Genomic DNA, 22605 nt, shown 5'->3' with positions numbered 1-22605 from the left:
CACCGACACACCTGCGTTCCCGGCATCACCGGCGCGAACTAGGCTTGGGCCGATGGAACGATGGGTCAGGTTGTTCAGGTGGCTGTGGGCCACCCCCTGGCCCGTCTATGCCCTGACGATGGTGCAGGCGAACATCATCGGCGCGGTCTTCGTGTTCTCGTTCCTGCGCTTCGTCCTGCCGATGGACCGGTTCCTCGACCTCGACCAGTTCCGCTTCCTCAACCAGTACCTGTTCATCGGCTATCTCGTGTTGGCCTTCGTCGGCGGCGTCATCGCCTCGACGCTGCTCCTCCTGCCCGTGTTGCGGGTCGACCGGTCGGGGGCGGACTTCGACGGCGCGATCCGCCGGCGCACCCTGCGCCTGCCGTTCCACCAGGCGCTCATCTCCGGCGCCATGTGGGTGACCGGGACGCTGCTGTTCGTCGCCGTCAACGTGGGCCACTCCCCCAGGTTGGCTCTCATCGTGGCGGTGACCAGCTTGCTCGGCGGCAGCACCACCTGCCTGATCTCCTACCTGCAGGCCGAGCGGATCATGCGACCGATCACGGTCCGCGCCCTGTCCAGGGGGGTGCCGGAGAGCCGCCATGTCCCCGGCGTGCGTCGCCGCATCTTCCTCGGCTGGTCACTGACCACGGTCATCCCCATCGCCGGCATCCTGCTCATCCTCACCGGACACTGGTTCGGCCTGTTCGGCGACGACCCCGGTCTGATCCTCGTCGCCCTCGCGGTGCTGGCGAGTGTCGCCGTGATCGCCGGCGCGATCGGCATGGGGCTGGTCTCGGACTCGATCGCCGACCCGGTGCGCGAGATGCAGGCGGGCGTCAGTCGCGTCAAGCAGGGCGATCTCGAGACCCGCGTGACGATCTATGACAGCTCGGAGATCGGCCAGCTCGCCCAGGGGTTCAACGAGATGGTCACGGGCCTGCAGGAACGTGAGGCCATCCAGGACCTCTTCGGTCGCTACGTGGGCGAGGACGTCGCACGCAACGCGCTCGAGCGGGGCACCGAACTGGGCGGGCAGGAACGCCAGGTCGCGGTGCTGTTCGTCGACCTCACCGGTTCGACGGAGTTCGCTGCGGCCCACGAGCCGGCCGAGGTGGTCTCCGTGCTCAACGACTTCTTCCGGATCGCCGTCGAGTCCGTCGACACCAACGGCGGGTACATCAACAAGTTCCAGGGCGACGCCCTGCTCGCGGTCTTCGGGGCGCCGCTGGAGGTGGACAACGAGGCCGGCCGTGCGCTGCGGGCCGCGCGTGCACTGCAGAGCCGACTCGCCGACCTGGCCCCGCTCACGGCGGGGATCGGCGTCTCCTACGGCACCGTCATCGCCGGACACATCGGCCATGCCAAGCGGTTCGAGTACACGGTCATCGGCGACCCGGTCAACGAGGCCGCCCGCCTCACCACGCTGGCCAAGATGGAGCAGGGACACGTTCTGGCGTCGGCGGCCACGATCCACCGGGCCGACGCACCCGAGGCGGCCAGGTGGGTGCTGGGCCGCAGCGTCGAACTGCGCGGCCGGGGCATCATGACCCAGCTCGCCCGACCCCTGCGCCCCACCCTCGCGGACCGGTGGCAGGCCGGCTCCGTGGCGTTGCGCCCGGCCGACGACCCGGCGCACTGACCGGCGGGCCTCAGCGGCGCGACGCGGCCGTCTTCTTCGCGGGCGACTTGCGGGCCGGGGCCTTCTTCGCGGGCGCCTTCTTCGGCGGCGACTTGGCGCGCCGCTCTGAGAGCAACTCGGAGGCGCGGGCGTCGGTGAGGCTCTCCACGGTGTCGCCCTTGCGCAGGGAGGCGTTGGACTCGCCGTCGGTCACGTACGGGCCGAAGCGACCGTCCTTGACCAACATCTGCTTGCCCGAGACCTCATCGACCCCCATCTCACGCAGCGCCTTGGGGGCGGCGGCCTGCCGGCCCCGACGCTTGGGCTCGGAGTAGATCTTCACCGCGTCCTCGAGCGTCACCGTGAACACCGCGTCCTCGGACTCCAGGGTCCGGGAGTCGGTGCCCTTCTTGAGGTACGGCCCGTAGCGACCGAGCTGGGCGGTGATCTCCTCACCGCTGGTGGGGTCGACGCCCACCACGCGCGGCAGCGACAGGAGCTTGAGCGCGTCCTCCAGCGTCACCGTCGCCGGCTCCATGGACTGCATCAACGACCCGGTCCGGGGCTTCGGCCCGGTGGGGCTGTCGGCCTCCTTCTTCGCCCGGCGGGTCACGGCGGCCTTGGCCTTGGTCGCGGCCTTCTTGGCCTCGGCCTTGGCGTCGTCGTCCTTGGCGGCGGCGATCGCGGCGTCGCGCTCGGCGTCGATCCGCTTCTTCTCCGCATCCGCGTCGGCGAGCACCTTCTTGGCCCAGACCGCCTTCTCGGCGTCGGTGGCCTCGGGGAGCTTCTCGGTGACGTAGGGGCCGTAGCGCCCGTCCTTGACCACGATCTCGTGTCCGGTCTCGGGGTCCACGCCCAGCGGGCGACCGTCCTGAGGGGTCGAGAAGAGCTTCTCGGCCACCTCGAGCGTGAGCTCGTCCGGGCTCATCCCCTCGGGCAGGTTGGCCCGCTGGGACTCCTCGGCGCCGTCCTCGCCGGCGACCATGCGCTCGAGATACGGACCGTAGCGACCGACCCGGACGTGCACCGGGCGGCCCTCGGAGTCGTCGAACACCCGGATCGAGTTGATGCTGCGGGCGTCGATCGCCTCGAGGTTGACATCGACGAGGTTCTTCAACCCCACGGCGTAGTTGGCCTTGTCCTCGTCACCGGAGCCCTCGGTGGCACCGAAGTAGAAGCGCCGCAGCCAGTCGTCCCGGTTCTCGCGTCCCTCGGCGATCGCGTCGAGTTCGTCCTCCATCAGCGAGGTGAAGTCGTAGTCGACGAGCCGGCCGAAGTTCTGCTCCAGCAGTCCGACCACGGCGAAGGCGACCCAGCTGGGGACCAGCGCGTTGCCGCGGACGTAGACGTACCCCCGGTCCTGGATGGTGCGGATGATGCTGGCGTAGGTCGACGGGCGGCCGATGCCCATCTCCTCCATCGCCTTGACCAGACTCGCCTCGGTGTAGCGGGCGGGCGGGCTGGTGGTGTGCCCGTCGGGGACCAGGTCGGTGCCGGTGAGCTGCTGTCCCTCGTCGAGGCGGGGCAGGCGCCGCTCGGCGTCGTCCGCCATCTGCTTCTCCGAGCCCTCGGCCGGGTCATCGGTCGCCTCGACGTAGGCCTTGAGGAAGCCGGGGAACGTGATGGTGCGGCCCGAGGCGGCGAAGGTGGCGCGCTCGTAGCCGGACGCGTTGTCGCCGGCGTCACCGCTGATGCGGATGCTGACGGTCGTGCCGCGCGCGTCGGCCATCTGGGAGGCGACCGTGCGCTGCCAGATGAGCTCGTAGAGGCGGTACTCCTCGGCGTCGAGCGCACTGTGGAGCTGCCCGGGGGTGGCGAAGGTCTCGCCGGCGGGCCGGATGGCCTCGTGGGCCTCCTGCGAGTTCTTGACCTTCCGGGTGTACTGCCTCGGCGTGGGTGAGACGTAGTCGCTGCCGTACAGCTCCGTGGCCTGCGCGCGGGCGGCTGCGATGCCGCCCTCGGACAGGGTGGTGGAGTCGGTACGCATGTAGGTGATGTAGCCGTTCTCGTACAGTCGCTGCGCGATCCGCATGGTGCGCTCGGACGTGTACCGCAGCTTGCGGCCGGCCTCCTGCTGGAGGGTGGAGGTCATGAACGGCGCGTAGGGGCGCCGTGTGTACGGCTTGGACTCGACGGAGTCGACGACGAAGTCAGCACCGGTCAGCGCGTCGGCCAGCGCCCGGGCCGCCGGTTCGGCGAGGACGACGGAGTCCTTGGCCGCGCCGGTGGACTTCAGACGCCCGTCCTGGCCGAAGTCGCGGCCCTGCGCGACCCGGGCGCCGTCGACGGCGGAGAGGCGGGCGGTGAAGCTGCGGGGTTCACCGGCGTCCCCGCCGGCGGATCCCTTCGTGGCCAGGGTCGCGGTGATGTCCCAGTAGTCCGCGGCGACGAACGCCATGCGCTCGCGCTCACGCTCGACGATCACGCGGGTGGCCACCGACTGCACGCGGCCGGCGGACAGTCGCGGCATGACCTTCTTCCACAGCACCGGGGAGACCTCGTAGCCGTAGAGACGGTCGAGGATCCGGCGGGTCTCCTGGGCGTCGACGAGGTCGGTGTCGAGCTCGCGCGTGTTCTCGGCGGCAGCGAGGATGGCGGGCTTGGTGATCTCGTGGAACACCATCCGCTTGACCGGCACCTTGGGTTTGAGGACCTCGAGCAGGTGCCAGGCGATCGCCTCGCCCTCACGGTCGGGGTCTGTCGCCAGCAGGAGCTGGTCCACGCCGGCGAGTTCCTTCTTGAGCTCGGCGACCTTCTTCTTCTTGTCGGCGCTGACGACGTAGATGGGTTCGAAGTCGTCGTCCGGGTTCACCCCGAGCCGCGCCCACGGCTCCTTCTTGTACTTGGCCGGGATGTCGGCCGCGCCCTTGGGCAGGTCGCGGATGTGTCCGACCGACGCCTCGACCACGTAGTCGGACCCCAGATAGGGCTGGATCTTACGTGCCTTGGTGGCGGACTCGACGATCACCAGGCTCCGCTTGCCGCCCGATGCTGCCTTCTTGCTCGCCACTGGAGTGCTCCCAACCTGCGCTGATTCCGTCGTCGACGCCCTTCACCGACCACCGGTCCCGGCTACGGTACGCGTGCCGGGGCCCTTCTATAGGAATTCATACCAGGCGGGATGCCCTCCACGAGAACCGTCGAGTCACCCCTCCGGCACCCACGGTGGGCTTCCCGGCGCGGGGCGCGGGGTGTCCAGATACTGCCCGGGTTCCGCCTGACCGGTCTCGAGATACCGCAGGACGATCTCGTCGACCGCCTCGTTGCCGGTGTCGAAATGGCAGTGCACGGTGCCCCGGATCCGGACGAGTGTGCCTCCCGTCGCGTCGGCGGTGGCCGGACCGAACATCCCCGGGGTGTTGGGGTCGTGGTCGGACTGGATGATCAGCGGCTGCGCGACCATCCGGTTGGACTCGATCCGCGGGGCCTCGGCGGACGGGGGATAGAGGCAGTACCGCGACTGCTCTCGCAGCGCCCATTCGTCCTCCCCGGTGCTGCCGACGGACTCGCTGCTGCCCAGCTGGGTCCCCGCCAGCAGGTTCCGCCTCGGCGGGGGCGGTCTCGTTGCAGTTGAGGATCGTCAGGTAGGTCTGCATGTCGGAGGTCACGACCGGGGTCTCCGACCGAGTCTCCAACATCGCCTCGAGTTCCTCGGGTGACGGCGGATCCGGCAGGGTTCCGTGGATCTTCGCTGAGATCACCCAGGCGATCTCGGACCACTCACCCGGCTGACGGCTGAACATGTCGAGTACGGCGAAGTATCCCTGCGCCCCCTCGACGTCCCGATCGAACGCCCCGCTCGAGGCCAGTGCCGCGTTGTCCACTCGCGCCGACCCGGTGGCGATCGCGTCCACGGAGCCGGAGGTCAGCGGCCCGGCCGGCAGCGACCCCGCCACGCGGTCGCCGGGTTGAGCCGGCGGTGGGAGGAATCGCGACGCGGCGCGGCCCTCGGTCCGGTCCAGCTCCCGGATGCGCCCGTAGACCGCGAGCGGCGTGTCTCCGAGGCCGTAGGTCGCGTCGTTCTCCGCAATCCAGGCCAGTACGTAGTCCCGGGCCTGGTGGCGGTTCTCCGCCTGCCGCTGGTGGAATTCGTACCACCAGGTGTCGGACGGACCGACGGAGGAGTCCAGGACCATTCGCTCGATACTGTCCGGGAACAAAGTCTGGTAGACCATGCCCAGCGCGGTGCCGTAGGAGAAGCCGAAGAAGCTGATGCGGCCGAGCCCCATCCGCTCGCGCACCAGCTCGTGATCCCGGACGACGTTCTCCGTGGTGAACGAACGCACCAGGGCGGGATCGGTGTCCATGCACCACTTGGCCAGGACCGTGGGGGCGTGGTCGTCGACCCCCACCTCCGGCAGACTCTCCAACGCCCCCGACCCCTCCAGGCCGCGCGGCTGCACGATCACCAGGTCGTGGTGCCTCCGGATCGCGTCGACGGCCGAGTCCTCGTCCGCGTCGAGTGCCGAGTACCACAGGTCACGCGCGTCGGCGCCCGGACCGCCGGGGTTGCCGAAGAGCGCCCCGGTCCGTTCCACCGACGCGGTGATCCTGCGCACCGACACGTCGATCGTGCGACCGTCGGGATCAGCGTGGTCCACCGGGACCGGGACGATGGCGCACAGGACATCGGCGCGGGGCAGTCCCACCTCCAGATCCCGGGCCGAGTCGGGCAGGCACCGGTCCCAGACGAGGGTGTCGACCGGAGGGACGGTGGCCGCGAGGGCCCCGGGAGGATCGACAGGCGCGGCGGGGGCCGCGGACGCGAGGGGCACCGCTGAGGCGACGACGCCCGTGGCGATGGCGGCCACCGCGCCGAGAACGCCGGCCGAGAGGAAGCGCGAGGTCAAGGTGGAGTCCTTCTCTTCAGGAGCAGAATCTTCGGGGGAAAGAACCGGGCGGCATCCGAACCAGGGGGTCGATCTCGTGACTGCGTGCAGCGACGGACGGGGCGTAACCCGGAGCGCGATGATGATTCTCTCATCATCACTGCGGAACCCGTGGCGGTATCCCCGCACCCCTCCGACTAGCCCCGGTAGACAGGTCGGTCTATGGTGAATGGAAGCAACCACGGCAGGAGACTGGAACCTGTTACAGTTCCGGAAATTCGGCCGTGGCCGCGGGCTGCGCCGGAATCGGCGTACCGTCGAGGGCTGAACGGGAGCCGCGACAAGCCTCGATTCATCACGACTTTCTGGAGGTCAGCACCGGTGGGCAACTCGTCCAAGACCAAGCTGGACAAGGTGGTCATCCGCATCGCGGGTGACTCGGGCGACGGCATGCAGCTCGCCGGTGACCAGTTCACCTCCGAAGCCGCCGCCTTCGGCAACGACCTGGCGACCCAGCCCAACTACCCCGCCGAGATCCGGGCCCCACAGGGCACGATCCACGGGGTCTCGAGCTTCCAGATCCAGATCGCGGACTACGACATCCTCACCGCCGGTGACCGTCCCGACGTGCTGGTGGCGATGAATCCGGCGGCGCTCAAGGCCAATATCGAGGACCTGCCCTCGGGCGGCATCCTCATCGTCAACTCCGACGAGTTCACCAAGCGCAACCTCACCAAGGTCGGGTACGAGTCCAACCCCCTGGGGTCCCCGGCCTTCGAGGCGTTCCAGGTGCACGAGGTCGCGATGAGCACCCTGACGATCGGTGCGGTCGAGTCGGTCGACCTCGGCAAGAAGGACGCCGAGCGCTGCAAGAACATGTTCGCCCTGGGGCTGCTCACGTGGATGTACGGGCGCACGGTCGACTCGATCGAGAACTTCCTCAAGGACAAGTTCGGCAAGAAGCCGACCATTCTCGAGGCCAACATCCTCGCCCTGCACGCGGGCTGGAACTACGGCGAGACCACCGAGGCCTTCGCCTCGGAGTACGAGATCGCCCCCGCCAAGCTGCCCGAGGGCCGCTACCGTCAGGTCACCGGCAACACGGCGATGGCCTACGGCCTGGTCACCGCGGGCCGGTCCGCCGACATGCCCGTCTTCCTGGGCACCTACCCCATCACCCCGGCCTCGGACATCCTGCACGAGCTGAGCAGGCTCAAGCAGTTCGACGTCACGACCTTCCAGGCCGAGGACGAGATCGCCGGCGTCGCCGCGGCACTGGGCGCCTCCTACGGAGGAACCCTCGGTGTCACGTCCACCTCCGGTCCCGGTCTGGCCCTCAAGTCCGAGGCCATCGGCCTGGCCGTGATGACCGAGCTGCCGCTGGTGGTCATCGACGTCCAGCGTGGCGGCCCCTCGACGGGCCTGCCGACCAAGACCGAGCAGTCCGACCTGTTGCAGGCCCTGTTCGGGCGCAACGGCGAGTCCCCCGTCGCGGTGATCGCCCCGCAGTCCCCCGCGGACTGCTTCGAGATCGCCCGCGAGGCCGCCCGGATCGCGGTCACCTACCGGACCCCGGTCATCGTGCTGTCCGACGGCGCGATCGCCAACGGCTCCGAGCCGTGGCTGCTGCCCGACGTCGCCGCCCTGCCTGCGATCGACAAGAACCTCGCCACGGCCCCCGAGGCCGAGGGCGAGGGCGACGACGGCAAGCCCGCCTCCGAGTACCTCCCCTACGCCCGTGACCCGGAGACGCTGGCGCGCGACTGGGCCATCCCGGGCGAGCCCGGACTCGAGCACCGCATCGGCGGACTGGAGAAGGCCAACGGCACCGGCAACATCTCCTACACCGCCGACAACCACGACCTCATGACCCGGACCAGGGCCCTGAAGATCGCGCTCATCGACGTGCCCGATCTCGAGGTCGACGACCCGTCCGGTGAGGCCGACGTGCTGGTGGTGGGCTGGGGTTCGTCCTACGGGCCCATCGGCGAGGCCGTACGCCGCGCCCGCGCGAACGGCCACCGCGTGGCCCGCGCCCACGTGCGTCACCTCAACCCGCTGCCGCACAACATCGGTGAGGTGCTCGAGCAGTACCGTCGGATCCTCGTCCCGGAGATGAACCTGGGACAGCTCGCCATGCTGCTCAAGGCCCGCTTCCCCGCCGACATCCAGCCCATCACCAAGGTGCACGGTATGGCGTTCTCGGCCGAGGAGCTGCAGACCGCCATCGAGTCCGAGTTCGCCGGCCGCCTCGCCCACACCGAGCACGACAAGTACCGCCTGGCGCTCGACGGGGTCATCACCACCACCGGCGAGCCCGCGGCCCGCAACCGGCGGATCGGGCACACCGCCACCGGCACCACCACCGCCAACCGAACCCGCTGACCTGCGAGCGAGGAGAGGAACCCCATGACCACCACCGAATCCGGCCTCGTCGGCAGCGCACTGCCGCTCGACGCGTTGGCGTCCGTGCCCAAGACGGATGCTCCGCAGAAGCCCAAGGACTACACCTCCGACCAGGAGGTGCGCTGGTGCCCCGGCTGCGGCGACTACGTCATCCTGGCCACCATCCGCGCCCTGTTGCCCAAGCTCGGGCTCAAGCGCGAGAACATCACCTTCATCTCCGGCATCGGCTGCTCGAGCCGTTTCCCGTACTACCTCGAGACGTACGGGATGCACTCGATCCACGGCCGTGCCCCGGCCATCGCGACCGGCCTGGCCACCGCACGCCCCGACCAGTCGGTCTGGGTCGTCACCGGTGACGGCGACGCCATGTCCATCGGCGGCAACCACCTGATCCACACGCTGCGCCGCAACGTGAACTTGAACATCCTCATGTTCAACAACCGGATCTACGGGCTGACCAAGGGCCAGTACTCGCCCACCTCCGAGCCCGGCAAGGTCACCAAGTCCAGCCCGATGGGCTCGCTGGACCACCCGTTCAACACCCTGTCGCTGGCGATCGGCGCCCAGGGCACCTTCATCGCCCGCGCCCTGGACTCCGACCGCAAGGGCCTGACCGAGGTCCTCGACGCGGCCGCACGCCACCGCGGCACGAGCTTCGTGGAGATCCTGCAGGACTGCCCGATCTTCAACGACGGTTCCTTCGACCTGCTCCGCAAGGAGGACGCCGGCGACCACCTGATCCCGGTGCGCCACGGCGAGAAGATCATCTTCGGTGACGACGGCCAGCACTGCGTCGTGCGCCGCGGTTTCTCCCTCGCGGTGGCCGCGACCGCCGACGTGGACGAGGCCGACATCGTCGTCCACGACGCCCACGCCGACGACCCGACCTACGCCCACGCCCTGGCCAACCTGTCCAGCCAGGACCTCGAGTACACGGTCACCGGCATCATCCGGCAGGTCCGCCGCGACACCTACGACGACCTCGCCCGCGGCCAGGTCGCCGCCGCCAAGGAGACCTCACCCACGGACCTGCAGGCGCTGCTCGACGGCAGCAACACCTGGACCGTCGGCTAGGGCCGAAGGCACCACCCGCGCCGCGTCAGCGGCGTCGGAACCAGCCGCCCGCGGGGGCGGTCACCGGCTCAGATGCGCCTGGTGACCGTCCCCGCGATGCGTCCTCGGGCGTCCCACGTGCGCTCGACCACGTCGGCCACCCCGTGATGGTCGACGCGCACGGCGGCGGTCGACCGGGTGCCGTACCGCCGGCCGATGCGGACGAACCTCGACGACAGCCGCCACTCGTGCGTCAGCGGCACGCCCGTGCGCGGCATCGTCCACGGTGCCGCCGGACGACGATCGGCCAACACGTCCAGCAGCGTCCCGGACCAGTCCGGGCCCGTCATGACGTCGGTGCCCATGAGCGCTCTGACGTCGTGGACCGCGCCCACCACCTTCGGCCAGGGGGTGTCCAACGAGGCGTTCGACAGCCCGTGGACGCCGGTGCCGAGCGCAACCGGGCCGCGGGTGGAGCGGTTGGACGCCCACCACATCCGGTCGAGGTCGCCGGCCAGGAGGTTGACGCCCCCGTAGCGATCGAGGTCGTCGACGACGTGGTGGGCGAACTCCGCGACGGGCACCGGCCCGGTGAGCGCGTCGATGGGCAGCTCGCCGCGGGAGGCGGCTGCGGGGAGCACGGGTCCGCGCTCGCGCACGTTGGTCACCGCCGAGAACCGTCCGCCCGGGGCCACCGCGAGCCAGGTCCCGCCCGCGGTGACGTCCCGGCCGGCGACGATGCCCTCGGCGCCACCGGCGTCGGCGGTCCACTCGTGCAACGGCTCGGTGGGCCGGCTCAGGACCTCGTCCCGGTTGGCCACCACGATCAGCGGGTAGTGAGGGTGGACCCGACGGGCGACGACCAGCATGCACATACCCCCACGGTACTTCGGGCGGCGTCCGCGCAGCGCAGGGCCGACGTCCGGCGCGACGGCGCCAACTATGAGGTCCAGCTAGCCGGGCCAGTGCTGCGGCGGGACCCCGGCGGGCGCGGGCCCGATGCTCTGCGCCAGACGCGTGCGAGCTCGGGCCGTCCCGAGCCGCAGCAGCGGCCCGCCACCCTTGGAGCCGACGTAGGTGGTCCGGATCCCGACGCGGTCCAGCGCCGCGCGCAGGGCGTCCCGTCGAGGCGCATGGTGTTCCATCGCGGCGTCGATGCCCAGCTCGACCGCTCCCCCGTCGGTGACGTGGCCGGCGGTGAGCACCCAGACGCGCAGCGCACCGGCGGAGGGCGTCCACCCCTCGGGCACCGCGGTGACCGCGCCCCGCCGCCAGCGGCGCACCACCGGTACCAGGGCCGGGGTCCGCGCGGTCGACACCGTGCAGCGGCCGTCCGGGCCCGCCTCCGAGCGGATCGGATCGAGTCCCGCCTCCGCCAGGAGGGACTCCAGCGCGTCCGCCCGCCAGGCCGCGTCGAGGGCCACAGAGACCTGCGCGAGCTCGCCGGCGAGGGTGGACTGACCCCGGGCGGCCAGCGCCCCCTCCAGGTCCGAGGGCTCGGGGACGTGGTCGTCCGCGGCGAAGAACGACAGCTGCGTCACGGACCAGAGCCTACGGTCGACCCCCGACACATCGCGAGGCCCCCACCGCGCGTGCGGTGGGGGCCTCGCCGTGATCGAGCGGACCGCCTCAGATGGCGCGGACCTCCTGGGCCTGCGGCCCCTTCTGGCCCTCGCCGACCTCGAACTCGACGCGCTGGTTCTCCTCGAGCGACTTGAAGCCCGAGCCCTCGATGGAGGAGTAGTGGACGAAGAGGTCGGCCGAACCGTCCTCAGGGGCGATGAAACCGTAGCCCTTCTCCGCGTTGAACCACTTGACGGTGCCCTGTGCCATTTTGATGTGTTCCTTTTCCGTACTGCCAGGTGCGACTCGCGGGATGGCCACGCGTGTCGGGCCGGCGCCCCCGACCACGGGGTTCCCGTGGACGATGGTGACGACCGGGTCCAGTACATCACGACCGCGGCGCGAGGAGAACAGATCCGGGGTAGGCCGATCCGGCGCACGGGGTGATCAGCCCTCTACGGTCGAGGGGTGACGACCTACGGACGCGAACTCCTCGGCCACCTGCTCGAGCAGCTGCCGGCCGGGGCGTCGCCTCTCACGCACGCCGTCGACCTGCCGGCGCGCGAGGCCCGGCACGCCGACTGGCCGGCCTGGGCGCACCCCGGTCTGGTGGACGAGCTGCGTGGCCGCGGGGTCGAGCGCCCGTGGGCCCACCAGGTGGCCACCGCCGAGCACGCGCACGCGGGCCGGAACGTGGTGGTCGCGACGGGGACGGCGTCCGGCAAGTCCCTCGGCTACCAGCTGCCCGCACTCAGCGCGCTCGCCGCGGACCCGGGCGCCTGCGTGCTCTACCTGGCCCCGACCAAGGCACTCGGGCAGGACCAGCTGTCGTCCGTCATCTCGCTGGTGGACGCCATGCCCGAGCTCTCCCACGTGGCACCTGCGTCCTACGACGGCGACACCCCGACCGACGCCCGGCCGTGGATCCGGGAGAACTCCCGGTGGATCGTCACCAATCCCGACATGCTCCACCTGTCACTTCTCGGCCGGGCCCGCCAGTGGACACGGATCCTGCGGGGGCTCCGCTTCGTCGTCGTCGACGAGTGTCACTCCTACCGGGGGGTGTTCGGCTCCAACGTCGCCCTGGTCCTGCGCCGGCTCGACCGTCTCGCGCGGGCGCTCGGCGCCGCACCGACCTACATCCTGGCCTCCGCCACCACCTCCGACGCCGGCGTCGCCGCGACCACGCTGGTCGGGCGCGAGTGCGTGGAGGTCACCGAGGACGCCTCCCCGCAGGGCGGACGGACCGTCGCACTGTGGGAGCCACCGCTGATGGAGGGCCTGTCCGGGGAGCACGGCGCGCCGGTCCGGCGGCCCGCCCCGGTCGAGGCCTCCACCCTCATGGCCTCCCTCGTCGCGGAGGGCGCGCGGACCCTGACCTTCGTCCGGTCGCGGGCCGGTGCCGAGTCGACCGCGTTGCGGGCACGCGAGCGGCTCGCCTCCGAGCACGGGGAACGCGGCCGCGAGCTGGCCGGACGGATCGCCGCCTACCGCGCCGGCTACCTGGCCGACGACCGCCGCGAACTCGAACGCGGCCTCGCCGAGGGCGAGCTGGTGGGCGTGGCCTCGACCTCGGCGCTCGAACTGGGCGTGGACATCTCCGGGCTCGACGCCGTGGTCAGCGCCGGCTTCCCGGGCACGATCGCCTCGTTCTGGCAGCAGGCCGGACGCGCCGGACGCCGAGGACAGGGCGCCCTGGTGATGCTGGTCGCGCGCGACGACCCGCTCGACACCTACCTCGTCCACCACCCCGACGCGCTGCTCGGCCACCCGGTCGAGGCCACCGTCACAGACCCGCGCAACCCCGTCCTGCTGGCCGGGCAACTCAGGTGCGCCGTGAGCGAGCGACCCATGTCGCACGACGAGGCCCGCACGTGGGGCGCGAACGACGTGCTGGAACGGCTCGCCGCCGACGGACTGGTGCGGCGCCGACCGGCCGGCTGGTACCCGGCCGCCGACGACCACACCCCGCACGCCGAGGTCGACATCCGCGGCACCGGCGGGGCGGAGGTGGTGATCGTCGACGCCGTGGACGGCCGCATGCTCGGCACGATCGACTCCGTCCGGGCCCGCTCCCAGGTCCACCCGGGGGCGCTGTACCTGCACCAGGGTGAGTCGTTCGTCGTGGACGAGCTGAACCTGGAGGACGGCCTGGCACTGTGCCACCCCGAGGTGCCGGAGTGGACGACCAGCGCACGTGAGCAGGTGTCGATCGACCTGGTCGAGACCCTGGAGTCGGTGCCCGCCGGTCCCGTCACCCTCTCGCTGGCCGACGTGGAGGTGACCACCCGCGTGACCGGCTTCCAGCGGCGGCTGCGTGGCGGCGAGATCCTCGACGTCACCCCGCTGGACCTGCCCGAGACCACCCTGGCCACGCGGGCCGTGGTGTACACGCTCACCCCGCAGTTGCTGCGGGTCGCCGGGCTGGAGGAGGCGGACTGGCCGGGGGCGCTGCACGCGGCCGAGCACGCGGCGATCGGGCTGCTGCCGCTGGTCGCGACGTGCGACCGCTGGGACATCGGCGGCGTGTCGACCGCCCTGCACCCGGACACCGGGCTGCCCACGGTGTTCGTCTACGACGGCTACTCGGGCGGCGCGGGCTTCGCCGAACGCGGGTTCCGGCGCGCGACCGCGTGGCTCGGCGCGACGCTGGCCGCGATCCGCTCCTGCGAATGCGAGTCCGGGTGCCCGTCCTGTATCCAGTCCCCCAAGTGCGGCAACGGCAACGACCCACTGTCCAAACCCGGCGCGATCGCGCTGCTCACCGAGGTGGTGGGACAGCTGGGCGGCGTGGGTGTCGGGGAGCCCGCGCCGGCCGGGCCCGCCGCCGGTCCCCGCTGACCCGTCAGGCCGGCCCCGCCCGGGCCACCGCCGAGCCCGATCGCACGCCGAACACCCCGAGCTCCACGCGCACCTCGGCGCGGGCCACGACGTCGTGGCCGTCGACCCGGCAGACCGACAACTCAGCACTGTTGGCGGCCGCGATCCCGGCCGCCGCCGCGCACGCGTCCTCCCCGCGCGCAGCGCGTGCGCTCCACCCAACGCGGCCAGGTCCGCGGCGGCCCGGGCCGCATGCGCGGCCACGGCGGCCCGTCCCACCAGGAGAACCGCCACCGTCAATGCCAGAACCGCGGCGACGGCGAAGGCGGTCATGACGGTCATGGCGCCCTCGTCGTCGTCGACCACCCGCCGCCACCCCGGCGAACGGGGCGCGGCCGCACCGGATCGGTCAGGTACGGGGCGCGTCATCCCACCACCCCCGGCTCGGTCCGCGCGACCGCCCGGCCACGGAGCTCGACACCGGGCAGGCCCCGCGCCGGGGCCACGACCACGGCCGTGACGAACGACCCGCCGCCGTCCACCGACACCTCCGATCCGGGAGCCACCGCCCGTCCGGCCGCGACCCCGTCGCCCGGGCCCGCCATCGCCGCCACCCGGGCGGCCTCCCGCGCCGCGTCGACCACCCGGATCTGCGTGAGCGCCGCGCCGGCCCCGGCGGCGGCGACGCCGAACACCACCACCAGGGAGGCGATGCCGAGGGCCGCCTCCACGGTCACCGACCCGTCGTCGCGGGCCGACGCGGTCCGGAGCCGCCGCTGCGCCATCACACCGAGGTGTTGAGGGCCTGTTCGATGATCCCTCCGAGCGCATCGGGGATCGAGTCGCCGCTGACCACGGTGTAGAGCACCGCGCCGAACGCGGCGGCGGCGATCGTCCCCACGGCGTACTCGACCGTCGACATGCCGGCGTCCGGGGTGGTCACGGCACTGAACCGCCTGGCCAGGGCGGCACGGGCCCGGGCTATCGGCGCGCCGGAGACCGCTGGCGTGCAGGCGGCGTTCCGGGCGGCGTTCCGGGCGGTGGAGTGGGTGGTGGAGTGGGTGTTCATCTGGGTTCTCCTTCTTCGGTGACCGGGGCGGCGTCTCCGTCCCGGAATCGGTGTGGCCGGTGGGTCCGCTCACGGCAGGACTCCCGGCAGCATCCCGTCGGCCAGGCCCACGACGACGGGGAGGACTCCCAGGCAGACGAACGCCGGGAGGAAGCACAGGCCGAGCGGGCCGGCGACCATGACGGCGGCCCGCTCCGCCCGGGCGGTGGCGACGGCGTCCGCCTCGGAGCGCAACCGATCGGCGGCGTGTCCGAGCGCGGCCAGTACCGACCCGCCGCCGTCGGTCGCGCGGGCCAGAACCGGGGCGATCGGGGCCAGCCGGGCGGCGTCCGGGACCTCCCGCCACGCCTCGGCCGGGGCGGCGCCCAGCCGCATCCGCGCCGCGGCCGCCCGCAACGGACGCGCCGACGCGGGATCGGAGTGATCGACGGCGTCGGCGACCGCGGCCAGTGCGTCGGGCACGGGCAGACCGGACTGCAACGCAACCGCCAGCAGGTCCACCAGCTGGGCCAGGGCTCCGGTGTCGGCGCTGGTGGGGCCGCGGCGCGTGATCGTGGCCAGGGCGCGGGCGGCCACCTTTGAGGGGAGCCTGCCGCCGGGTCGGTCGCTGTCGCGCGCCCGGGGTGTCGATCCCTCGGCACCCACCGGGAGGGCGTCCGCCCTGTCGGCGGCCCGCGGGCGCCACGGCGCCACGCACAGCGCGGCGGCGAGCAGGAGGACGGCCGCGGTCATCGGGCGGCACCGCCCGCGATGCGGTCGGTCCACAGCAGTCCGGCGGACAGCAGGACCGACCCGGCCAGACACAACCCGCCGCCCAGCGCGCCGCTGCCCAGGACCCCCAGCGGGTCGGCGCCGAAGCCGGACCCCAGGAGCACGCCCAGTCCGGGGAGCGCGGTGAGGATGACGGAGGTGGCTCGGGGTCCGGCGAGGGTGGCGTCCACACGCAGCGCCCGCTGCCGCCGCGAGGCCACGTCGGCCCGCAATCCGTCCACGACGTCGGCCAGCACCACCCCGTGTCGGGTGGCGAGGAGCCAGGCGCCGGCGAGCTCCCCGGCGACCCGGTCCCCGTCCGGGCCGTCGCCTCCGGCGGGTCGCAGGGCTGCCGCGACGTCGCCGCCCAGGCGGGCGTGTGACCCCGCCGCGGCGAGGATCCCGGCCACCCGCGGGTCGTGCGCGGCCGCGGCGTCGGCGGCCTGCCCGAGGGCGCCTCCCGGCCCGGCGCCGGCACGCAGGGCCGAGGAGGTGTCGTCGAGCGCACGCTCCCACGCCCCCAGTCGCGAGAGACGCTGTCGGCGTTCGGTGGCCCGCCCGCGCAGGTCGGCCGCGGCGCCACCCAGCACGGCGGCCGCGCAGGCGTGGATCGGGCCCGCCGCCACGAGCGCGACCGTGCCCGCGGCGACAGGCCACAGCACGCCGATCGGCACCTGCGCGAGGGCGTACCGCAGCCGGGCCACGCCCGCGCCGCCCGCCTGCCCCGCGCCGCCCGCCTGCCCCGCACCGCCCGCCTGCCGCGCACCGCCGACCCCGAGCGCGCGTACCCTGCCGGCCGCGATCCCGCCCGGCCACACCAGCAGCGCGGCGGCGAGGAGCACCGCGGCCGTCATGAGACCCTCGCCCCGAGCACCGCGTCCAGGCCCGCGCGGCCGGGAACCGCCCCACCGTCGGCGCGCCAGGCCGGGTCCACGACGATCCCGTGCGCCTCGCGCCGCACCACCCCGATCGAGTCGACGCCCCGCCGCCCGTCGGGCAGCCGGCGCATCCCCACCACCACCCGCAGGGACGCCGCGACCTGTGCGGACAGGGCCGCCCTGTCGAGTCCGCCCAGCGCGCCGAGCGCCTCCAGCCGGGCGGGCAGCTCCGTGGGCGAGTTGGCGTGGACGGTGCCGGCGCTGCCGTCGTGGCCGGTGTTCAGCGCGGCCAGCAGGTCGGCGACCTCGCCGCCACGCACCTCCCCCACCGCGATCCGGTCCGGTCGCATGCGCAGTGCCTGCCGGACCAGGTCGGCCATGGTCACCTGTCCGGCGCCCTCGACGTTGCCGTGCCGCACCACCAGTCGCACGACGTGCGGGTGCGCGGGTCGCAGCTCGGGGGAATCCTCGACGCACAGCAGCCGCTCGGTCGCCGGGACCAGCCCCAACAGCGCCGCGAGCATGGTGGTCTTTCCGGAGCCGGTGCCACCCACCACGAGGTAGCCCACCCGGGCGTCGACGAGCCCCCGCAGCAGCGGCTCCGCGGAGGCATGCACCGTCCCCGCCTCCACCAACCGGTCGAAGGTCACCTGCGCCGGCCGCGACACGCGCAGCGACAGGCAGGTCCCGTCCACGGCCACCGGCGGCAGAACCGCGTGCAGTCGCCACGCCATCCCGTCGCGGGAGCGCACCACGCCGTCGGCCCAGGGTCGGGCGTCATCGAGCCGCTGACCCGCCCGTCCGGCCAGGCGTACCGCGAGCGCCCGCAGCTCGGCCTCGGTGGGTACGACGACGTCCGTCTCCTCCAGGCCGCGTCCGCGGTCCACCAGTGCCGGCCCCGGCCCGTCGACCACGACGTCGGTGACACCGGGGCTCGCGAGGAGCGCCTCGAGCGGCCCGGCCCCGGCCAGGTGCTCGCGGACCAATCGCGCTGTACGCAGCAGGTCGAGGTGGCCGTGCAGCACCCCGGACTCGGCCCGCACCGCGCGGACCACCTCGTCCGGCTCGGGCTCCACGCCCAGGCCGGCGAGCCGCGCGCGCACCCTGTCGACGAGGTCGGCCGGCGGTGCGACCACCGCCGGATCGTCACCGTTCATCGAGGTCCACCTGCTCCAGCAGTGCGTCGGCGAGCGCGGCCAGTCGTCGCACCCGGCCCGCCCGTCCGCGATGGAGCGCGGCCGCCAGCTCACCGGCGCCCGCCGCACGGCGGACCGCCCGGATCTCCGGCAGGACGTGCCAGTTCCTCGCCCCGGCCACGTCGGCGACGTCGGCGGCGTGCAGGGGGTCGCCGCGTCCGGTCCTGATGACCAGGACCACGCCCGGGTGGTCGCGCACCGCGTTCCCGGCGGCGACAGCGCCCTGGAGGTCGGCCCTGGTGACGACGACGACGAGGTCCGCACCGGCGAACACCGGCCCGCCGTCGGCGAGCCCACCGCGATCGCTCACCACGAGTCCCCCGGCCGACCGGTGGGCCTGCTCCGCTCCCGGGGCGCCGTCGAGGGCGCGGACAGGGTCGGCCACGACCGGTCCACTCCTGGACCGCGCCAGGACGCCGAGTCCGGGCAGGGCCTCGGGCACCGCACCCCACAGGGCCTCCGGATCAGGTCCGCCCAGGTCGGCGCGCACGTCCTCGACCCGAAGCCCGGGCCGCTCCTCGACGCCCAGCACCAGATCGACGCCGGTGCCGTGCGGGTCCGCCTCGACCAGCAGGGTCCGGAGGGACGGCGCAGCCCGAACCGCCAGCGCGGCCGCGAGGGTGCTGGCCCCGCAGCCGCCCACCGCGCCGGCGACCACGATCAGCGGACCCGACCGCGTACGCACCGGCGCGAGCAGCGCACCCACGAGATCGCCGGTGCCGGACGGCAGGCGGACCACCTCGTCGTCGTCGCCCCGGTCGCGGTCAGACCCCACCCGCACGACGCGTGACCTACCGGTATCCACCACGGCGTCCGCGCGATCGGTGACCACCACCTCGGAGTGGTTCCCGGCCCGGGTGTCCGTGTCCAGGGCGAGGGCGGCCAGGACGGCACGCACGTCGGCGTCCAGATCGGGGTCCGCGACGTCCACCGCGACGGACCGCGCTCTCGTAGTCGTGTTCACGGGGCTCAGCCTCGCGCATCCACCCGCCCGTCGACCGCTCCGCGGAGGCCCACGGCGGCCCGCCTGTGGAGGGGGACGGGGCTGTGGACAACGTGCCGCGGGGAAAGCTCGCGAGGGCACTGTGCGGTGGGCGCGTCGGCAGCTGTCCGGTACAGCCGAGCCCGCGAAATGCGAGAGACCGCGGCAGGGGGTGCGGCGGTCTCTCAGAAGTGTCAGTTCTCGGGGGGATGAACTGAGCACCTTAGGGGGATGCCCATCACGGGCACCGTCAGTATCGCCCATCTGCGTCGCCAGCACAAGAACCGTATCGTTGGGGCGTGTCCGCCCCACGCCCACCGGGCCCCAGGATGTCGCACCGCCCTCGCCGGGTCGCTGCGTTCTTCGACCTGGACAAGACGATCATCGCGACCTCCTCGGTGTTCGCGTTCAACAAGTCGTTCCTCGGCGAGGGACTGCTGTCGCGACGGTCGGTGATCGATCTGGCCTATACGCAGCTGGCGTTCAGCCTGTCCGACGCCGACGACGAGCAGATGCAGAAGGTGCGTCAGGCCATGGCGACCGCCACCAAGGGGTGGTCGCCCGAGCAGGTCGAGCGGATCGTCACCGAGGGACTCAAGGAGACCGTCTCCCCGACCGTGTACGCCGAGGCCCAGGACCTGCTCGCCGAGCACCGCGCGCTGGGCCACGACCTGGTGATCGTGTCCGCCTCGGGCGAGGAGTTGGTGGCGCCGATCGCCCGGATGCTCGGCGTGGACCACTACGCCGGCACGCGGATGAACCGGGACGCTGACGGCCGCTACGGCGGATCGATCGAGTTCTACTGCCAGGGTCCCGGCAAGGCGGAGGCGATCAGCGCGTTCGCGGAGCGCTACGGTTACGACCTCGAGGCGAGCTACGCCTACTCGGACTCCTCCACCGACCTGCCCATGCTCGACATGGTCGGCCACCCGACGGTCATCAACCCCGACCGCGCACTGCGGCGCGAGGCGCTGGAGCGGGGCTGGCCGATCCTGACGTTCGAGAACCCCACTCCGCTGCTGCCCACGCTCGAACGGGCGACCGGGCCGATCGTTGGGGTGGCGGCCATCGTCCTGGCCGTGGGGTCCGCCACCGTGTCGTTCGTCCGGGCCGCGCGACACGCGGGGCGGTAGCGCGCACCATCGGGTGCGCGCGGCGGCGGGGCGGGCCCGTGCGGTGCGTCGGCAACACCTCATCATCGGCGTCGGCGACGGGCACGGGCGATAGCCGGACTCCCCCACGAGTTCCCGTGTTCCTTGTGCGATCCCACCATCGCCCCGGGCCGGTCACAGGCGGCATGCTCAGGGCACGGTGGTGAAGACGCCAGGACCGGGACGGAAGAGAAGTCACGGCCCCCCGCCCTCCTCACCGTCATCGACATTCGGAAACCCACGCGACGGATAACGCCCGAGAGGCAACACCAGCCGTGGGTCCGCGCCAGCCGTCACCGACGGTTGTCCCGGACCGGCGACACGGCGGATCACAGGACGCTTGGTACCCGGATCTCTCGATGCACCGCAGTGAATTGGCGGGTCGACTCCGGTCGGCCCGCCATTCGCGCGCGCCCGGCCCGTTCGGCCACCGGCGCGCTCCGCTTAGCCCCCGGCTGCGTCGGCGATCGAGGTGGCCTCGCGCGCGCCGGCCTCGAGGGCTCTACAGCAATGGAGGAGCCATTCGGTCACGCCCTCCTCGGTGCCGCTCATGTATCCCTGCAGGGCGGCCCGGTGTGCCTCCGGGTCCCGATAGAAGGTCACCTCGGGCACGCCCAGGCCATGGGGGTCGAGCCCGGTCGACACCCCGACCAGGCGGAACGCCGCCCGGGCGACGATCCCGTCCGCGGACCCGAACGGTCGCAGGCCCGAGAGTTCGCCGAGGACGACCGCGGCGAGGACGGGCGCCGGCGCGCGGGTGCCACCGGTGATCAACTCGGCGAGGCCCTGGAGACGCTCGGCGACCCCCGCCTCCGGGCGCGGCCGGCCGAGACCCTGAGGGTCCACCCCGGGCCCGGACGCCGCGAGGAGGTGCAGATGGGCGAGTTCCTGGAGGGGCGAGCGGGTCCACACGGACACGGCGCGGTCGAGCGACTCGCCCGTCAGTTCCCCGGCCACGCGCAGCGCTGCCGAGAGCACCTCGTCCTGCTCGCCGTCGGTGTCCAGGCGGACGGACGCGCCCTCGACGCCGGCCGATGCGCGCGCACCCCGCAGCACCGATTCGGCGGCGGTGGTGGGCCATCCGCGGCGGTTGGCGGGGTGTCGGTGCACCGAGGCGAGGGCTGCCCGGGCGGCGTCCGCGGCCTCGGCCACACCGGGCAGGGCGAGGAGCGGGGCGAGCGGGTCGGGGGCGGTGGAGGTCACGGGTCGAGGTTACCGACCCGGCGCGAATCGGCCGACACAGGTGATTTTCAGCTGCCTCAACCGGTGTCGAGCTGGTGTAATCAGCCCAATCCGTCGGGGCACGCGCCCGGCTCAGCCCCTACACCTCGATCCCGGAGGCCCTCGTGAATCTCAAGGACCAGCTCGACGCGCTGCTCGACGCGACCGCCTTCGACTCGACCGGGGCCAAGGTCGGCGCCGTGCGCCAGATCTACGTTGACGATGCCAGTGGCAAGGCGACGTTCGCGACCGTCGCCACCGGGATCTTCTCCGCCGACGCGATCGTCCCTCTCCACGGCGCGCGACTCCTCGATGACGAACTCCATGTCGACCACACCCGCGCCGTCATCCGCGACTCCCCGCGCCCCGACAACACCGAGGACGCCCTCACGCCGGAGCAGGAGGCCAGGTTGCTGGAGTACTACGGCATCGAAACCCCCACGCGGCTTCGCGGAACCTCCGCGTCCGGGCCCGGGACGGCGACCGGGGAGTCGGCGCCGAGCGGCGGAAAGGAGACGAGCGCGGGCAAGACGGCAGGCGCCGGGAATGCCGAGGGCACCGGCAAGACGGCAGGCGTCGGCAAGACAGCCGTCGCCGACAAGACGGACACCCCGGCGGGTGCGGGCAAGACGGACAGCGCCCGGACGACCAGCGGCACGCCGGCGAGCGGCGGCGGGGCCGCGGTCGGAGACAGCGCAGAGGGAACGGGCACGTCGTCGGGCACCGGCGCGCCGCGCCGGCCGGCTACCCCACCCGCATCGACCGGGACCACGGCACCGACGGGCGCGACGTCGGAGAGCGGGAACGAGTCGACGACGACGAGCTCCGCGACCTCATCCTCGTCGACCGACACCCCGGAACCCGCGAAGTCCTCCGGCCCGGGGCCCGCCACACCCGCCGGGCCGCCGTCCGACGACGGCTCCTCGAAGGGCGAGAACCCCCCTCGCGAGTGAACGGAATCGGACAGGCCTCCCCCGACCTCCCCCCGCCGGGCCAGATCCCGAACACGGTGCGCCGCATGTGACTACGCTCACATACATCGGTCCGGTCGCTTCCGCCGTGACGATCCCGGCCGTCCGTGAAA

18 protein-coding genes are annotated in these 22605 nt (G+C 72.6%); 6 read left to right on the top strand and 12 right to left on the bottom strand.

The features are described from left to right. The first annotated feature begins 52 nt into the window (after positions 1 to 52). Positions 53 to 1624, top strand: coding sequence for an adenylate/guanylate cyclase domain-containing protein (locus OVA21_RS01015; protein ID WP_132062762.1), 1572 nt, complete (start codon positions 53 to 55; stop codon positions 1622 to 1624). Between the two features lie 10 nt (positions 1625 to 1634). On the opposite strand, the gene topA is transcribed toward OVA21_RS01015, so the two are convergent. Both topA and OVA21_RS01005 read right to left on the bottom strand, forming a co-directional pair. Continuing rightward, on the bottom strand, positions 1635 to 4613 hold the full coding sequence (topA, locus tag OVA21_RS01010; RefSeq protein ID WP_132062764.1) for a type I DNA topoisomerase: 2979 nt from the start codon (positions 4611 to 4613) through the stop codon (positions 1635 to 1637). A 97-nt stretch (positions 4614 to 4710) separates the two neighbouring features. Next, positions 4711 to 6453, bottom strand: coding sequence for an alpha/beta fold hydrolase (locus tag OVA21_RS01005; RefSeq protein ID WP_268091580.1), 1743 nt, complete (start codon positions 6451 to 6453; stop codon positions 4711 to 4713). Positions 6454 to 6813: 360 nt separating this feature from the next. Between OVA21_RS01005 and OVA21_RS01000 the strand changes: the two genes are divergently transcribed. Together OVA21_RS01000 and OVA21_RS00995 are read left to right on the top strand one after the other, a co-directional pair. Further along, positions 6814 to 8817 carry a 2-oxoacid:acceptor oxidoreductase subunit alpha gene (locus OVA21_RS01000; RefSeq protein WP_132062768.1) on the top strand — a complete coding sequence of 668 codons (2004 nt, stop codon included), beginning with the start codon at positions 6814 to 6816 and terminating at the stop codon, positions 8815 to 8817. Between the two features lie 24 nt (positions 8818 to 8841). Then, positions 8842 to 9912, top strand: coding sequence for a 2-oxoacid:ferredoxin oxidoreductase subunit beta (locus tag OVA21_RS00995; RefSeq protein ID WP_069388588.1), 1071 nt, complete (start codon positions 8842 to 8844; stop codon positions 9910 to 9912). Positions 9913 to 9980: 68 nt separating this feature from the next. Here the strand turns inward: OVA21_RS00995 and OVA21_RS00990 are convergent, their stop codons facing one another. The 3 genes from OVA21_RS00990 to OVA21_RS00980 form a co-directional block, all read right to left on the bottom strand. Beyond that, positions 9981 to 10766, bottom strand: a complete 786-nt coding sequence (locus OVA21_RS00990; protein ID WP_268091579.1) for an NRDE family protein — start codon at positions 10764 to 10766, stop codon at positions 9981 to 9983. Positions 10767 to 10844: 78 nt separating this feature from the next. After that, positions 10845 to 11432, bottom strand: coding sequence for a hypothetical protein (locus OVA21_RS00985; protein WP_067712074.1), 588 nt, complete (start codon positions 11430 to 11432; stop codon positions 10845 to 10847). Positions 11433 to 11520: 88 nt separating this feature from the next. After that, a complete protein-coding gene (locus OVA21_RS00980) occupies positions 11521 to 11724 on the bottom strand; it encodes a cold-shock protein (RefSeq protein WP_067711447.1) in 204 nt (67 codons plus the stop codon). Between the two features lie 198 nt (positions 11725 to 11922). Between OVA21_RS00980 and OVA21_RS00975 the strand changes: the two genes are divergently transcribed. Beyond that, entirely contained in the window at positions 11923 to 14295 is a 2373-nt protein-coding gene (locus OVA21_RS00975; RefSeq protein WP_268091578.1) for a DEAD/DEAH box helicase, read from the top strand. Positions 14296 to 14699: 404 nt separating this feature from the next. On the opposite strand, the gene OVA21_RS00965 is transcribed toward OVA21_RS00975, so the two are convergent. The 6 genes from OVA21_RS00965 to OVA21_RS00940 all read right to left on the bottom strand — a co-directional run bounded on the left by OVA21_RS00965 (position 14700) and on the right by OVA21_RS00940 (position 19131). Next, positions 14700 to 15059 carry a TadE family type IV pilus minor pilin gene (locus tag OVA21_RS00965; RefSeq protein WP_067711440.1) on the bottom strand — a complete coding sequence of 120 codons (360 nt, stop codon included), beginning with the start codon at positions 15057 to 15059 and terminating at the stop codon, positions 14700 to 14702. Next, entirely contained in the window at positions 15059 to 15343 is a 285-nt protein-coding gene (locus OVA21_RS00960; RefSeq protein ID WP_082923651.1) for a DUF4244 domain-containing protein, read from the bottom strand. Before OVA21_RS00960 ends, OVA21_RS00965 begins: the two co-directional genes overlap by 1 nt. Positions 15344 to 15412: 69 nt before the next feature. Next, positions 15413 to 16075, bottom strand: a complete 663-nt coding sequence (locus OVA21_RS00955) for a type II secretion system F family protein (protein ID WP_082923650.1) — start codon at positions 16073 to 16075, stop codon at positions 15413 to 15415. Continuing rightward, positions 16072 to 16947 carry a type II secretion system F family protein gene (locus tag OVA21_RS00950; protein ID WP_268091577.1) on the bottom strand — a complete coding sequence of 292 codons (876 nt, stop codon included), beginning with the start codon at positions 16945 to 16947 and terminating at the stop codon, positions 16072 to 16074. The genes OVA21_RS00955 and OVA21_RS00950 overlap by 4 nt, the downstream gene beginning before the upstream one ends. Then, positions 16944 to 18128, bottom strand: a complete 1185-nt coding sequence (locus tag OVA21_RS00945) for a TadA family conjugal transfer-associated ATPase (RefSeq protein WP_067711434.1) — start codon at positions 18126 to 18128, stop codon at positions 16944 to 16946. Before OVA21_RS00945 ends, OVA21_RS00950 begins: the two co-directional genes overlap by 4 nt. Further along, positions 18118 to 19131, bottom strand: a complete 1014-nt coding sequence (locus OVA21_RS00940) for a chromosome partitioning protein (RefSeq protein ID WP_132062774.1) — start codon at positions 19129 to 19131, stop codon at positions 18118 to 18120. The genes OVA21_RS00945 and OVA21_RS00940 overlap by 11 nt, the downstream gene beginning before the upstream one ends. 317 nt (positions 19132 to 19448) lie before the next feature. Here OVA21_RS00940 and OVA21_RS00935 point away from each other — a divergent pair, with 317 nt between their 5' ends. Beyond that, complete coding sequence (locus tag OVA21_RS00935; protein ID WP_096906146.1) at positions 19449 to 20282, top strand: HAD family hydrolase; 834 nt, start codon at positions 19449 to 19451, stop codon at positions 20280 to 20282. 462 nt (positions 20283 to 20744) lie between these two features. Here the strand turns inward: OVA21_RS00935 and OVA21_RS00930 are convergent, their stop codons facing one another. Next, complete coding sequence (locus tag OVA21_RS00930; protein ID WP_268091576.1) at positions 20745 to 21503, bottom strand: oxidoreductase; 759 nt, start codon at positions 21501 to 21503, stop codon at positions 20745 to 20747. A gap of 143 nt (positions 21504 to 21646) precedes the next feature. Here OVA21_RS00930 and OVA21_RS00925 point away from each other — a divergent pair, with 143 nt between their 5' ends. Continuing rightward, entirely contained in the window at positions 21647 to 22474 is an 828-nt protein-coding gene (locus OVA21_RS00925) for a PRC-barrel domain-containing protein (protein ID WP_268091575.1), read from the top strand. The last annotated feature ends 131 nt before the right edge of the window (positions 22475 to 22605 follow it).

This window comes from Dietzia sp. SL131, from assembly GCF_026672565.1.
GTDB classification, from domain to species: domain Bacteria; phylum Actinomycetota; class Actinomycetes; order Mycobacteriales; family Mycobacteriaceae; genus Dietzia; species Dietzia kunjamensis.
The sequence above is the reverse complement of the archived record's forward strand: the minus strand, read 5'-3'. Positions and strand labels throughout refer to the sequence as shown.